Annotated in this window: 13 protein-coding genes; 11 read left to right on the plus strand and 2 right to left on the minus strand. The window is 72.2% G+C overall.

All coding sequences use genetic code 11. The features are described 5' to 3' along the window. The first annotated feature begins 89 nt into the window (after positions 1 to 89). From ACSW7Y_RS11330 to ACSW7Y_RS11350, 5 genes are all read left to right on the plus strand, one after another. Positions 90 to 467, plus strand: a complete 378-nt coding sequence (locus tag ACSW7Y_RS11330) for a holo-ACP synthase (RefSeq protein WP_438126385.1) — start codon at positions 90 to 92, stop codon at positions 465 to 467. Between the two features lie 166 nt (positions 468 to 633). Next, positions 634 to 921 carry an acyl carrier protein gene (locus ACSW7Y_RS11335; RefSeq protein ID WP_438126386.1) on the plus strand — a complete coding sequence of 96 codons (288 nt, stop codon included), beginning with the start codon at positions 634 to 636 and terminating at the stop codon, positions 919 to 921. After that, the gene (locus ACSW7Y_RS11340) at positions 918 to 2,237 is read left to right on the plus strand and encodes an acyl-CoA dehydrogenase family protein (RefSeq protein WP_438126387.1); all 1,320 of its coding nucleotides are present in this window, start codon (positions 918 to 920) and stop codon (positions 2,235 to 2,237) included. Before ACSW7Y_RS11335 ends, ACSW7Y_RS11340 begins: the two co-directional genes overlap by 4 nt. Next, positions 2,234 to 3,211, plus strand: coding sequence for an amino acid--[acyl-carrier-protein] ligase (locus ACSW7Y_RS11345; protein WP_438126388.1), 978 nt, complete (start codon positions 2,234 to 2,236; stop codon positions 3,209 to 3,211). The genes ACSW7Y_RS11340 and ACSW7Y_RS11345 overlap by 4 nt, the downstream gene beginning before the upstream one ends. Further along, positions 3,208 to 4,779, plus strand: a complete 1,572-nt coding sequence (locus ACSW7Y_RS11350; protein ID WP_438126389.1) for an alpha/beta hydrolase — start codon at positions 3,208 to 3,210, stop codon at positions 4,777 to 4,779. Before ACSW7Y_RS11345 ends, ACSW7Y_RS11350 begins: the two co-directional genes overlap by 4 nt. Positions 4,780 to 5,037: 258 nt before the next feature. Here ACSW7Y_RS11350 and ACSW7Y_RS11355 read toward each other — a convergent pair whose 3' ends face one another. Both ACSW7Y_RS11355 and ACSW7Y_RS11360 read right to left on the minus strand, forming a co-directional pair. Continuing rightward, a complete protein-coding gene (locus ACSW7Y_RS11355; RefSeq protein WP_438126390.1) occupies positions 5,038 to 5,967 on the minus strand; it encodes an alpha/beta fold hydrolase in 930 nt (309 codons plus the stop codon). Positions 5,968 to 6,020: 53 nt separating this feature from the next. Further along, the gene (locus ACSW7Y_RS11360; protein ID WP_438126391.1) at positions 6,021 to 6,509 is read right to left on the minus strand and encodes a peroxiredoxin; all 489 of its coding nucleotides are present in this window, start codon (positions 6,507 to 6,509) and stop codon (positions 6,021 to 6,023) included. Positions 6,510 to 6,751: 242 nt separating this feature from the next. Here ACSW7Y_RS11360 and aceE point away from each other — a divergent pair, with 242 nt between their 5' ends. The 6 genes from aceE to ACSW7Y_RS11390 all read left to right on the plus strand — a co-directional run. Next, positions 6,752 to 9,496 carry a pyruvate dehydrogenase (acetyl-transferring), homodimeric type gene (gene aceE / locus ACSW7Y_RS11365; protein ID WP_438126392.1) on the plus strand — a complete coding sequence of 915 codons (2,745 nt, stop codon included), beginning with the start codon at positions 6,752 to 6,754 and terminating at the stop codon, positions 9,494 to 9,496. Positions 9,497 to 9,524: 28 nt separating this feature from the next. Then, positions 9,525 to 10,727 carry a PucR family transcriptional regulator gene (locus tag ACSW7Y_RS11370; protein WP_438126393.1) on the plus strand — a complete coding sequence of 401 codons (1,203 nt, stop codon included), beginning with the start codon at positions 9,525 to 9,527 and terminating at the stop codon, positions 10,725 to 10,727. A 133-nt stretch (positions 10,728 to 10,860) separates the two neighbouring features. Further along, positions 10,861 to 11,802, plus strand: coding sequence for an ACP S-malonyltransferase (locus ACSW7Y_RS11375; protein ID WP_438126394.1), 942 nt, complete (start codon positions 10,861 to 10,863; stop codon positions 11,800 to 11,802). 116 nt (positions 11,803 to 11,918) lie between these two features. Continuing rightward, complete coding sequence (locus ACSW7Y_RS11380) at positions 11,919 to 12,908, plus strand: beta-ketoacyl-ACP synthase III (protein WP_438126396.1); 990 nt, start codon at positions 11,919 to 11,921, stop codon at positions 12,906 to 12,908. A 112-nt stretch (positions 12,909 to 13,020) separates the two neighbouring features. Beyond that, positions 13,021 to 13,269, plus strand: a complete 249-nt coding sequence (locus ACSW7Y_RS11385) for an acyl carrier protein (RefSeq protein ID WP_022903951.1) — start codon at positions 13,021 to 13,023, stop codon at positions 13,267 to 13,269. Positions 13,270 to 13,473: 204 nt separating this feature from the next. Next, positions 13,474 to 13,720: beta-ketoacyl synthase N-terminal-like domain-containing protein (locus tag ACSW7Y_RS11390; protein WP_438126395.1), on the plus strand; the 247-nt coding region annotated here is incomplete at its 3' end.

Here is a 13,720-nt window from a genome sequence, read left to right on the forward strand (position 1 = left end):
GCGCCAGGCCGTGCGGCGCGTGAAAGCGCCTGGCGGCACGCCAGCGCAGGGCGGCCCGGCCCGGCCCGGCCCGGGCGTAGCCTGACGCCATGACCGTGATCCGGACGGGGACCGACCTGGCCGACGTCGAGGACGTCATCCGCGGCATCACGAGCCACGGCGAGCGCTACCTCGCCCGGGTGTTCACGGTGCAGGAGCGCGTCGACACCGGCGACGATCCCGAGCGTCTCGCCGCCCGGTTCGCCGCGAAGGAGGCGGTCGTCAAGCTCCTCCGCCCGACCCGTACCGACCCCGTGCCCCTCGCCGACGTCGCCGTCGTCCTCGACGAGCACGGCGCACCGAGCGTGGAACTCGCCGGTGCGGCGGCGGCACTCGCCGAGGCGATCGGGTGCGGCCCGATCGCGATCTCGCTGTCACACGAACGGGGCCTCGCCGTCGCCACGGCCGTGGCGCTGTCCGAGCGCTGACGCCCCGCACCGAGCGATGACGCCGCGTGCCGGGCGCTGACCGGGCTCGCTGCCCGCGTCCGGCCGCGCCGCGGCTGTACGTCGGCTCAGGTGCCGTGGGGCGTCGTGCGGTTTCGCGCACCCGGACAGCGGCTTTCCGGGGAGCCATCCTCATTACGGTTGCCGCATGGACCAGGACCAGCAGACCCGCGCGACCGCCGTCGCGCTCGCCGACCCCAGCACCGAACAGGCCGTCCGCCGCGCCCTCGCCGACCACGGACGCCTCACCGTCGACGCGTGGGACGTGGCCTCCATCGCGGACCTCTACGCACTCGGCCTGACCTCGCACGCCACCGTCAACGTGATGCTCGCGGTCGAGAACGAGCTCGACGTGGAGTTCCCGGACGCCGTGCTCAACCGGTCGACGTTCGCGACGGTCGAGTCGATCGTGCACGCCGCCGGGCTCGCCTCGTGACCGTGATCGACGCGGCTCCGGCGACCGCGCCGGTACCGGTGGTCCCCGCAGCCGGACGCAGCGGTTCCGGTCGTCGCGCCCGCCGCGCGGTGACCCCGATCGCCGAACACGTCGCCACGCCGGCTCCGGCCGCTCCCGTCGAGGGGGCCACCGTCGCCGGCACCGATCCGTGCGGGCGGTTCGCGGCCCGCACCACGCTCGTCGCCGACGTCGCGCGGCTGTTCGCCGACGAGGTGGACCGGGACGCCCGGCCGCCGCGCGAGGCGATCGCCGCCATGCGGGAGCACGGTCTCCTCGCCGCGGCCGTCCCGGCAGACCTCGGCGGCGAGGGAGCCACGGTGTCCGAACTGTCCGTCATCGCGACCGAGCTCGGTCGGGCCTGCGCCGCGACCGCGATGGTGTTCGCGATGCACCAGGGACAGGCGATGGCGCTCTGGCGGCACGGCGGCGACGGTGCCGGCGTGACCGACCTCGTCGCACGGGTGCGCGAGGGTGCCCTGCTCGCCTCGTCCACGACCGAGCGCGGCATCGGCGGCGACGCCCGGCGGAGCACCTGTGCGCTCGAGCCCGACGCCGACGGGCGCATCCGGCTCCGCAAGGACGCCCCGGTCATCTCGTACGCGACGGAGGCGGACGCGATCCTCGTCACCGCCCGCCGGGACCTCGACGCAGCGGCCTCCGACCAGCGCGTCGTCGTCTGCCTGCCCGAGCACACCACGCTCACGCAGACCTCGACCTGGGACACCCTCGGGCTCCGCGGCACGTGCAGCAACGGCTGGGTGCTCGACGCGGAGACCACGGCCGACCACGTCCTCCGGGACGACTACGCCGCGGTCAGCGCCCGCACGGTGCTCCCGGTGTCGCACGTGCTCTGGGCATCGGTGTGGCTCGGCATCGCCGCCGACGCCGCCGACCGTGCCCGCACGGCCGTGCGGAAGCAGGCCCGCGCCGCGGTCGGCTCCACTCCGCCCGGTGCGCTCCGGCTCGCCGAACTGCTCGTCGAGCTGCAGTCGCTCGCCGACACCGTCCGGCACGCCGCGGAACGGTTCGACGTCGTGGCCGAGGACACCGACGTCCTCGACTCCACCGCGTACGCGCTGTCCGCGAACGCCCTCAAGATCGGTGCGTCCGAACGCGTCACCGACCTCGTCACCCGGTCCCTGCGCATCGTCGGGATCGCCGGGTACGCCTCGAGCGGTCCCGCCAGCATCGCCCGACACCTCCGAGACGCCCACGGTGCCGCCGTCATGGTGAGCAACGACCGTCTCCTCCACAACGACGCCGGCATGGCGCTCATGACGGGAGCACTCCTGTGACCATCCACCTCGACCACGACACCGCCGTCGACGCCGCCGCGTCCGCCGTGGACAGCGCCGACGCCCTCGGTGCTGCACGCGCCGACCTCCGCGGCCGCCTGCTCGCCGACGGCGTGCTCCTCGACCTCGGCTCCCCCGGTCTCTACGGCCGCACCGGGGTGTTCGAGCGCGTGTACTCCGCCGTCGACGCCGCCGCCGTCCGGAGCCAGGCCGACCTCGACGCCGAGGTCCTGCGCTTCCCGCCGGTCGAGCCGCTGGCGTCCTTCGAGCGGACCGACTACATCGCGTCGTTCCCGGACCTCGCGGCGTCCATCTCCGGGTTCACCGGGGACGACCGTACCCACCGGGCGCTCCTCGCCGCCCGCGAGCGCGGGGAGCGCTGGGAGGGCTTCCTCGAACCCGCGGACCTCATGCTGACGCCCGCCGTCTGCCACCCCGTCTACGGCCTGGTCGGCGACTCGGTGCCCGAGGGCGGCCGGTCGTTCGACATCCTCGGCGACTCCTTCCGCCGCGAGCCGTCGCTCGACCCCATGCGACTCCAGGCGTTCCACATGCACGAGTTCGTCCACATCGGGACGCCCGCGTCCGCGAAGGCGCACCGTGACGACCGCATCCCGGTCATGCGGGCGCTGCTCGAGTCCTTCGGCCTCGACATCGACGTCGTGCCTGCGAACGACCCGTTCTTCGGACGTGTCGGACAGATGCTCGCCCGCAACCAGGTGGAGCAGGCGCTGAAGTTCGAGTTCGTGACCCAGGTCTACGGCCTGGACCACGACGCGACCGCGATCAGCTCCGCGAACCTGCACGAGGACCACTTCGGCACCGCGTTCGGCATCCGCAGCGCGGACGGCGAGGTCGCCCACAGCGCGTGCATCGCGTTCGGCCTGGAGCGCATCACCATCGCGCTCTTCGCCGCGCACGGCACCGACCCCGACGAGTGGCCGACTGCCGTCCGCTCGGCGCTGGCACTGTGAGCACCCTGCACGGTTGGTCCGGCTCCCCCGCCGTCCGCGTGGCCGTGCAGCTGCCGCCCGCCGCGCGGGCCGGGGTGGTGATCGTCCCGCCGCTCGGACAGGAGGGCGTGATCGCGTACCGCACCCTCCGCCTGCTGGCGGACCGCCTGGAGGCACGTGGCGTGGCCTCGGTGCGCTACGACCCGTCCGGACGTGGGGACGCCGCACCCGACACCGACCCGCACGCGCAGGTGCGGTCCGCCGGACACGCGGCCGCGCTGCTGCGCAGCACGGGTGTCGGACGGATCGCCTTCGTCGGACTCGCCTCGGCAGCGTTGATCGCCGCAGGGGCTGCCGCGGACAACGACGCGCTCGTCGTGTGGGACCCGCCGGCGTCGGGGCGTGCGTGGCTCCGCGGACAGCGGGCGCTCGCGACCATGACGATCGGCCCCGACCGGGTGGTCGACGGGTACGAGACGCTCGTCGGCATCGACATGGACGCAGCGGAGGCCGACGTGCTCGGCGCGCTCGTCTACGCCCCGCGGGCCGCGCCGACGGTGGCGTTCGTCCGCCCCGGCGCTCCCGCCCCGCGCGCGCTCGGCCCGGTCGAGCGCGTCGAGGTCACCGGGAGCGCCGAGCTCCTCGACCGCACGAGCATGCACGCCCGGATCCCGGACGCGGCGGTGGACGCCGTCGCGTCCTGGCTCGACACCTGGGCGCCGACGGACCGGGTACCCGTGCGGGAGCCCGCCGTGCAGGAGGTCCTCGACGTCGACGGTCGGGTCTCCGAGCGCATGGTGCGGATCGGCCCCGAGGCACTGTTCGGCATCGAGACGGTCTCGTCGGCGCAGGACCACGACGCGCCGACGGTGCTGCTGCACAACGGTTCGGCCGAACACCGCGTCGGCGCCACCGACTACCAGGTCGCACTCGCCCGGGACCTCGCGCGCGACGGTGCCCGGGTGCTCCGGATCGACCGACGCGGCACCGGCGAGAGCTCGGTCGTGCGCCCGGACGAACGGGACTTCATGTTCGCCCAGGAGTGGATCGACGACCAGTCGGCCGTGGTGGACGCACTCGACGTCCCGCCGCAGCGACTCGCCCTCGTCGGGATGTGCGCCGGCGCCTGGCTCGCCGGTCGTGCGGTCGAGGAGGCCCCACGGCTCGTCGTGGAGATCAGCCCGAACGACTACCGGCGGACACCCGCGACACCGGGCAGCTACGCGGACCACGTCCGTGCGGTCGACGCCCCGTCGCCGCGACGGGCGTGGCTCCGAGAGCGGTACAACCGGTTCGTCCCGGAGCGGATCCGTGCCCTCCTCGACCGGCGCGACCGCGTCGGCGGGGTCGTCGGGCACGTCCGTCCGCTCGTGCAGCACGGCACCGACGTCGTGCTCGTCGTGGCGCCCGAGGACGCCGAGCTGTTCGACCGGCTCGGCGGCCGTCGTGCGGTGAAGCGGTGGTCGGGCCAGGTGGACGTCGTGCGCGTGCCCGAGGGCGACCACGCGCTGTTCTCGCCGGCCATGCGCGCTGCCGTCCGTGCCGAGGTCCGGGCACGCGTGGCCGCGACGTTCCCCGCCCGCGTCTGACGGCCCCGTCCGGCCTGCTCGCGCCGCTGTCGAACGACGGCGCCGTCGTCGCACGACAGCGGCGCCGTCGTTCGTTGCGAACGCAAGAGTTGCACGCGCGCGGTGACGACACGGCCGTCGTCGCACGACGGCGGCCCCGTCGTTCGTTGCAGGCGCTAGCATCGGCACGACGCGGTGCGGAAGTGACGTGACGTGACGATGTGGCCGTGGTCGGACCTCGACGACGGTGTCACTCGTCCACGCAGACCGGCGCCCGGGTCAGGGGACGAGGAGGGCGGCGACCGCGTCGGGGTGCTCGACGTGGGCGAAGTGCCCGCAGTCGTCGAGCAGCTCCGTGCGGGCGTCCGGCACCAGCACGCGCAACTCGTCGAGGTCCGCGGGGCGTGCGAAGACGTCGCCGCGCCCGAGGACGGCGACGACCGGGCACGCGATGCCCCGCCAACGCTCGGTGTCGTAGACCGCAGCGGACCGTGCTGCGGCCGTGAACCCGCCCGGCCGGAGCTCCCGGACGAAGGCGTCGAGCACACTGCGGTCGAGCCGGCGCACGTGCGTGAACACCGGCGCCGCGAGCAGTCGCAGCATGCCGACCGCCGCGAGTGCACGGAGCAGCGGCACCGCGGCACGCCCGGTCACCAGGAGCCCGGCACGGAGCAGCGTGTACGCGGGCAGCGTCCGGAGCGCTCGCCACGGGTGTCGAGCGGCACGGACCGTGGCGGCGGTGGTCGGCGACACGAGGACGAGCGAACGCACCCGCTCCGGCGCCACGACCGCGAGGTGCAGTCCGATGAACGCGCCCATCGAGTGTCCGACCACCCGGACGGGCCCGGTGTCGAGGGCGTCGAGGACCGCGGACACGACGGCGGCCGCGTCGTCGATCCCGAGCGGCTCGGAGGGGGCAGGAGACGCACCCCAGCCGGGCAGGTCGAGCAGCACCACACCGCGGCCACGGAGACCGTCCGCGGCGTCGAGCACGGGCGTCCACGTCGTCCACGAACCCGCGACGCCGTGCAGGAGCAGGACGGGGTCCGGCCCGGGCCGGTGGTGCACCACCACGGGGCCGACCGGTGTGGGGACGATCACGCGGACGAGCGACCAGCGGGCGGGTTCGTCACGCAGGGGGTACGGCGCGTAGGCGCCGTTCCGTGAGTCGACCGCGCCGTCGACCGGTCGTCCGTCGATGAGCCGCACCGTGCCTCCAGTCGGTCCGGACGCAGCAGCGTCCTCCGGAGGGATTCGGAACGCTACCCGACCGGGACGGGTGCCGCGCAGGCGGCGAGGCGGTCGAGGGCGGCGCGGTACTCCGCGACGTCGCGCTGCAGGCCCGGCTCGGTGATGATCGAGGCCTTGATGCGTCCTTGCACGTCGATCACGAAGGTCGCCCGCGTGGCGAAGCCCTTCTTGTCGAGGAACACGCCGTACTCCTTCGAGACCGCGCCGTGCGGCCAGAAGTCCGCGAGGAGTTCGAAGTCGTAGCCGTTGGCCTCGGCGAACGAGCGGAGCGTGGCCTTCGAGTCGACGGAGATGCCGATGAGCTCGACGCGCTGGTCCTGGAACATCGCGATGTTGTCCTGCAGGACGCACAGCTCGTTGGTGCAGCCCGACGAGAACGCGAGCGGGAAGAAGACGAGGGCGACGGGGCGGGTGCCACGGAAGTCGCTGAGCCGGACGTGCTCGCCGAACTGGTTCGGGAGCTCGAAGTCCGGCGCGAGTGAGCCGATCTCCAGTGCCATCGGTGCGTGTGCTTCTTCCCCGGGCGTGGTGTGTGCCCGTCCTCGTGTGCAGGCGCGGGTCACGCGTGCACGATCGGCAATCGTACGCCGACGTCACCCGAATGCAAGCGCCTGTCCACGTGCACGTCACCATCAGGCTGGCGGTCGGTGGTGGGGCCTAGAGTGGTGGGGGTTTCCCTCAGGTCCGACCCGACCGCCGGAACCCACCATGTCCACCACCACGAGAACGAACGAGGTCAAGGGTGACGGTGAACGACCAGGACCCGTACAGCGCCGGCAGCAACGACCAGGACCCGGAGGAGACCGCCGAGTGGCGTGAGTCCCTCGACGGCCTGGTGCAGACCCACGGCCACCAGCGCGGCCGCGAGATCATGCTCAGCCTGCTCAAGCGGTCCAAGGAACTGCACCTCGGTGTGCCGATGGTCCCCACGACGGACTACGTCAACACCATCGCTCCGGAGAACGAGCCCGAGTTCCCCGGCGACGAGGAGCTCGAGCGCCGCTACCGCCGGTGGATCCGCTGGAACGCCGCGATCACGGTGCACCGTGCCCAGCGTCCGGGCATCGCCGTCGGCGGCCACATCTCGACGTACGCGTCGAGCGCCGCGATGTACGAGGTCGGCTACAACCACTTCTTCCGCGCGCAGGACCACCCGTCCGGCGGCGACCAGGTCTTCTTCCAGGGCCACGCCTCCCCCGGCATGTACGCCCGTGCCTACATGGAGGGCCGCCTCAGCGAGGACCAGCTCGACGGCTTCCGGCAGGAGCACTCCCACGCCGGCGGCGGGCTGTCGTCCTACCCGCACCCGCGCCTCATGCCGCACTTCTGGCAGTTCCCGACCGTGTCGATGGGGATCGGTCCGATCAACGCGATCTACCAGGCGCAGCAGGCCAAGTACCTCTCCAACCGCGGCATCAAGGACGCCTCCGACCAGCAGGTCTGGGCGTTCCTCGGTGACGGCGAGATGGACGAGGTCGAGTCGCGCGGGCAGCTGCAGGTCGCCGCGAACGACGGCCTCGACAACCTGAACTTCGTGATCAACTGCAACCTGCAGCGTCTCGACGGTCCGGTGCGCGGCAACGGCAAGATCATCCAGGAGCTCGAGGCGTTCTTCCGCGGTGCCGGCTGGAACGTCATCAAGGTCGTCTGGGGCCGTGAGTGGGACGACCTGCTCGCCCGCGACACCGAGGGCGCGCTGCTCAACCTCATGAACGCCACGCCCGACGGCGACTACCAGACGTACAAGGCCGAGAACGGCGCCTACGTCCGCGAGAACTTCTTCGGGCGCGACCCGAAGGCGCTCGAGTTGGTCAAGGACTACACCGACGACCAGATCTGGAACCTCAAGCGCGGCGGCCACGACTACCGCAAGGTCTACGCCGCGTTCAAGGCCGCGACCGAGCACAAGGGCCAGCCGACCGTCATCCTCGCGAAGACGGTCAAGGGCTACGGCCTCGGCCCGAGCTTCGAGGGCCGCAACGCGACCCACCAGATGAAGAAGCTCACGCTCGACAACCTCAAGCAGTTCCGCGACGAGATGCGCATCCCGATCTCGGACGCGCAGCTCGAGGAGAACCCCTACACGCCGCCGTACTACCACCCGGGGAACGACGACGAGGCGATCCAGTACATGCACGAGCGTCGCCGCGAGCTCGGCGGCTACGTGCCGGAGCGCCGGACGAAGTACACGCAGGTCACGCTGCCCGACGACTCCAAGTACCAGGTCGTCAAGAAGGGCTCCGGCAAGCAGGAGGTCGCCACGACGATGGCGTTCGCCCGCCTGCTGAAGGACCTGCTGCGCTCGCCCGACTTCGGCGACCGCGTGGTCCCGATCATCCCGGACGAGGCACGCACGTTCGGCATGGACGCGTACTTCCCGACCGCGAAGATCTACAACCCGAACGGCCAGCACTACACCTCGGTCGACCGCGAGCTCCTCCTGGCCTACAAGGAGAGCCCGCAGGGTCAGATCATCCACGTCGGCATCAACGAGGCGGGTGCCCTCGCGGCGTTCACCGCGGTCGGCACCTCGTACTCGACGCAGGGCGAGCCGCTCATCCCGGTCTACGTCTTCTACTCGATGTTCGGGTTCCAGCGCACCGGCGACGCCATCTGGGCCGCGGGTGACCAGATGACCCGCGGGTTCATGATCGGCGCGACCGCCGGTCGGACGACCCTGACGGGCGAGGGCCTGCAGCACGCCGACGGCCACTCGCTGCTCCTCGCGACCACGAACCCGGCCGTGGTGTCCTACGACCCCGCGTACGGGTACGAGATCGGCCACATCGTCAAGGCCGGACTCGAGCGCATGTACGGCACGAACGAGGACGGCTCGCCGAAGCACGCCGACCCGAACGTCATGTACTACCTCACGGTCTACAACGAGCCGCTCGTGCAGCCGGCCGAGCCGGAGGGCGTCGACGCCGAGGGCATCGTCAAGGGCATGTACCTGCTCAAGCCGAGCGAGCAGGACGGCCCGAAGGCCCAGCTGCTCGCGTCGGGTGTCGCCGTGCCGTGGATCCTCGAGGCGCAGCAGCTCCTCGCGGAGGACTGGGGCGTGTCGGCCGACGTCTGGAGCGTCACGAGCTGGGGTGAGCTGTACCGCGACGGTCTCGCTGCGGAGCAGCACGCGTTCCTCAACCCGAACGAGGCCCCGCGGACGCCGTACGTCACCGAGCGCCTGCTCGGCACCGAGGGCCCGGTCGTGGCGGTCAGCGACTTCATGCACGCCGTGCAGGAGCAGATCCGCCCGTTCGTCCCGACCGACTACGCCACGCTCGGCGCCGACGGCTTCGGCTTCTCGGACACCCGCCCGGCGGCTCGCCGCTACTTCCACATCGACGGCCCCTCGGTCGTCGTACGGACGCTGCAGCAGCTGGCGAAGCAGGGCAAGGTCGACCACGCCCTCGTGCAGCAGGCGATCGACAAGTACCGCCTGCACGACGTCACCGCCGGCACCACCGGCAGCGCGGGCGGCGAGAGCTGAGTTGACGACGCCCCGCACCGACCCTGCCATGAGCCAGCAGAGCGACCGCGAACGCGCGCTCTCCTGGCTCCGGCAGGTGTCGGGCGAACTCTCGACCGCGACGATCAAGCGGCTCGAGGACACGCTCCCCTGGTACAGCGAGATGCCGCCCGGCCGTCGTTCGGCCGTGGGCCTCGTCGCGCAGGCCGGCATCACGTCGTTCATCAGCTGGCTCGAGGGCACTGCCTCGACCCCGTGGATCGCCGCGGCCGACGTCTTCGGCTCGGCGCCGCGCGAACTCCTCCGCTCGGTGAGCCTGCAGCAGACACTGCAGCTCATCCGCGTGGTCGTCACCGTGGTCGAGGAACGTGCCAAGGACGACGAGATGCTGCAGGAGGCGATCCTCAAGTACTCGCGGGACATCGCCTTCGCGGCAGCCGACGTCTACGCCCGTGCGGCCGAGGCACGCGGGCTCTGGGACGCGCGACTCGAGGCGCTGGTCGTCGACTCGATCCTCTCCGGTGAGTACGACGACGAGCTCCCCTCCCGCATCGCGGCGCTCGGCTGGCACGGTCACGGCGAGGTCGCGGTGCTCGTCGGGACCGCCCCGAAACAGCTCGAGGTCGACCAGATCCGTCGGAAGGCCCGTCACATGGACGCCGACGTGCTCATCGGCGTGCAGGGGTCCCGGCTGGTCGTCGTCATCGGCAGGGCCACCCCGCGCGACGACGTCCCCGAGGGCGAGGACCCCGTGTCCTTCACCGCGATCGCGCAGGCCCTCGAGCCGTCGTTCGGCGAAGGCCACCTCGTGCTCGGCAACGAGGTGCCGGGTGTGGTCGACGCCTCGACGAGCGCCAAGGCCGCACTGGCCGGGTTCGCCGTGGCACGTGCGTGGCGCGGGGCACCGCGTCCCGCACTCGCCGACGACCTGCTGCCCGAGCGTGCCCTCGCCGGTGACCCGCTCGCGCGTTCGGCACTCGTGCAGCGCATCTACGTGCCCCTGAAGGACCAGTCGACCGAGCTCCTGCAGACGCTGTGGTGCTACCTCGACACCGGCCGCTCGCTCGAAGCCACCGCCCGTGAGCTCTTCGTGCACCCGAACACCGTGCGCTACCGCCTGCGTCGGGTCGCGGACATCATCGGCTGGGACGCCACGCACGCCCGGGACGCCCTGATCGTCCAGTCGGCGCTCATCCTCGGCGCGATGTCCGAGTCGGCGTCGGGCCGACGTCGTCTGCCGCAGCGCCGGTGACCTCCGCGGCACCCTCCAGCAGGAGCCGCGCCCGGGAAGCACCGCGCGTTGTAGGACTTCGCACAATGTCGCGCGGGGATTCGTGTGGGAAGCCCACACGGACCCCGCGTGCCACGCCCGGCAGGATTGTCCGGTGATCGTCGTCGTCGCGCCCGGACAGGGCTCCCAGACCCCAGGCTTCCTCGCCCCCTGGCTCGAGGACCCCGCCGTCCGTGACCGTGTCGGAGCCTGGTCGGACGCCGTCGGCGTCGACCTCGTCGCACACGGCACCGTCTCCGACGCCGAGACGATCAAGGACACCGCGCTCGCGCAGCCGCTCATCGTGGCGGCCGGGCTGATCACCGCCGACGCACTGCTCGCGGACGGGCGCCGCGACCTCGTCGGCGGTGTGGCCGGGCACTCGGTGGGCGAGTTCACCGCCGCTGCCGTCGCCGGCATCATCGAGCCGACCGACGCCCTGACGCTCGTCGCCGAACGCGGTCGCGCGATGGCCGACGCCGCAGCGCTCGAGCCGACCTCGATGGCTGCGGTCCTCGGTGGCGACGCCGACGAGGTCGCCGCAGCGCTCGACGCACGCGGCCTCGTGCCCGCGAACCACAACGGCGGCGGCCAGACCGTCGTCGCCGGGGCTGCCGACGCGATCGCCGACCTCGCCGCGAACCCGCCGTCGAAGGCCCGGGTCGTGCCGCTCGCCGTCGCCGGTGCGTTCCACACCCGGTACATGGCCCCCGCGGTCGAGCGCGTCGCCCCGGTGGCCGCGGCCGCCGCGGTGCAGGACCCGACGCTCCCGATCTGGACCAACGCCGACGGCTCCCGCGTCGACGACGGCCGACGCTTCGTCGACCTGATGGTGCAGCAGATCGCGAACCCCGTGCACTGGGACGCCGTGATGGAGTCGTTCTCCGCCGCCGGCGTCACGGGCATCATCGAACTGGCCCCGGCCGGTGCGCTGGTCGGCCTCGCCAAGCGCGGCCTCCGCGGCACCCCGACCGTGGCGATCAAGACCCCAGACGACCTGCCCGCTGCCATCGAGCTGCTGCAGGCCGCGAAGACGGAAGCAGAGGCGACCGCGTGACGGACGCGACCGACAGCACCAACCCGACCGACAGCACCACCCCGGCCGACAGCACCAGCCCGGCCGACAGCACCAGCCGGACCGGCGGGACGGACCGGACCCGCGCCTCCCGGCCGATGCTCCAGCAGCGTCGCGGCCACGAGTTCACCCGCATCCTCGCCTACGGCGCGGCCCGCGGCGAGAACGTCGTGCCGAACGACGACCTGGTCGGCCCGATCGACTCGTCCGACGAGTGGATCCGGCAGCGCACCGGCATCGTCACGCGCAAGCGCGCCGGTGCCGAAACCGAGGCGGTCGACCTCGCCGAGGCCGCCGCGCGTGAGGCCATCGCGAAGGCCGGCATCGAGCCGTCGCAGATCGGTGTCGTCCTGGTGAGCACCGTGACGCACACGGTCGCGACCCCGTCGATGGCGTCGCTGCTCGCCGAGCGGATCGGTGCGACACCGGCGGCGGCCTACGACGTCAGTGCCGCGTGCGCCGGGTACGCCTACGGCATCGCGCAGGCCGACTCGTTCATCAAGTCCGGCCTCGCCGACCACGTCCTGGTCATCGGTGCCGAGAAGCTCAGCGACGTCGTCGACCCGACCGACCGCTCGATCTCGTTCCTCCTCGGCGACGGCGCCGGAGCGGCCGTGGTCGGTCCGAGCGACTTCCCCGGCATCGCGCCGACGATCTGGGGTTCCGACGGCTCGAAGTGGGACGCGATCGGCATGACCGCGACCTACAACGAGTGGGCAGCGGGTGCGCCGCGGCCGACGATGCGGCAGGCGGGGCAGACCGTGTTCCGCTGGGCCGTCTGGGAGATGGTGAAGGTCGCCCGCGAGGCGATCGAGGCCGCGGGCGTCCGCCCCGAGGACCTCGCCGCGTTCGTGCCGCACCAGGCGAACATCCGCATCATCGACGAGTTCGCGAAGCAGCTCGGCCTGCCCGACACGGTGGCCATCGCGCGCGACATCACGACCACCGGCAACACGTCCGCCGCGAGCATCCCGCTCGCGACCCACCGGCTGCTCGAGGAACACCCCGAGCTGTCCGGCGGCCTGGCGCTGCAGATCGGCTTCGGTGCCGGTCTCGTGTTCGGCGCGCAGGTCGTCGTCCTCCCCTAGAACTCCGGGCCGCGCTCCGGTGCGAGCCCACTCCGCCAGCCTCCGGGCACCCGCACCGCGTGTGCCCTAGGCTGGTCCACGGTCAAACGACACCCCCTCAAGGAGAATCCCCATGGCCCTGTCCAACGAAGAAGTCCTCGCCGGCCTGGCCGAGCTGATCAACGACGAGACCGGCATCGCGACCGACACCGTCGCTGCCGACAAGTCGTTCACCGACGACCTCGACATCGACTCGATCTCGATGATGACCATCGTCGTGAACGCCGAGGAGAAGTTCGACGTGAAGATCCCGGACGAAGAGGTCAAGAACCTCAAGACCGTGGGCGACGCCGTCGACTACATCGTCAAGGCGCAGGCCTGACGCGAGCTTCCTGAGCGCCGCGGCCCCGGCGGACCAGCCGCGGGCCGCGGCGCTCACCTCGTCCACCTCCGGGCCGACACGCATCGGTCCGACCCGGGCCGGCGTTCGTCGGTCCGCCCCGGCCCGACGCTCGTCGGACCGAACCGGCTCCGTCCGGCACCGCCACACGCGGCCGGACGTCCTCACGAAAGAACACGTCGTTCCATGACCAACAAGACCGTCGTCGTCACCGGGATCGGTGCGATCTCGCCCCTCGCCGCGACCGCCCCGGAGACGTGGGAGGCGCTGCTGGCCGGGAAGTCCGGCATCACCCGCATCGAGGACCCGCGCTACGCCGAGCTCGAGCTCCCCGTCGAGTTCGCCGGCCAGGCGCGCCGATTCGTCACCGACCAGCTCACCCGTCCGGAGACCAAGCGTCTCGACCCGTCGTCGCAGCTCTCCCTCATCGCCG

Source organism: Curtobacterium flaccumfaciens (assembly GCF_051548005.1).
Taxonomy (GTDB): domain Bacteria; phylum Actinomycetota; class Actinomycetes; order Actinomycetales; family Microbacteriaceae; genus Curtobacterium.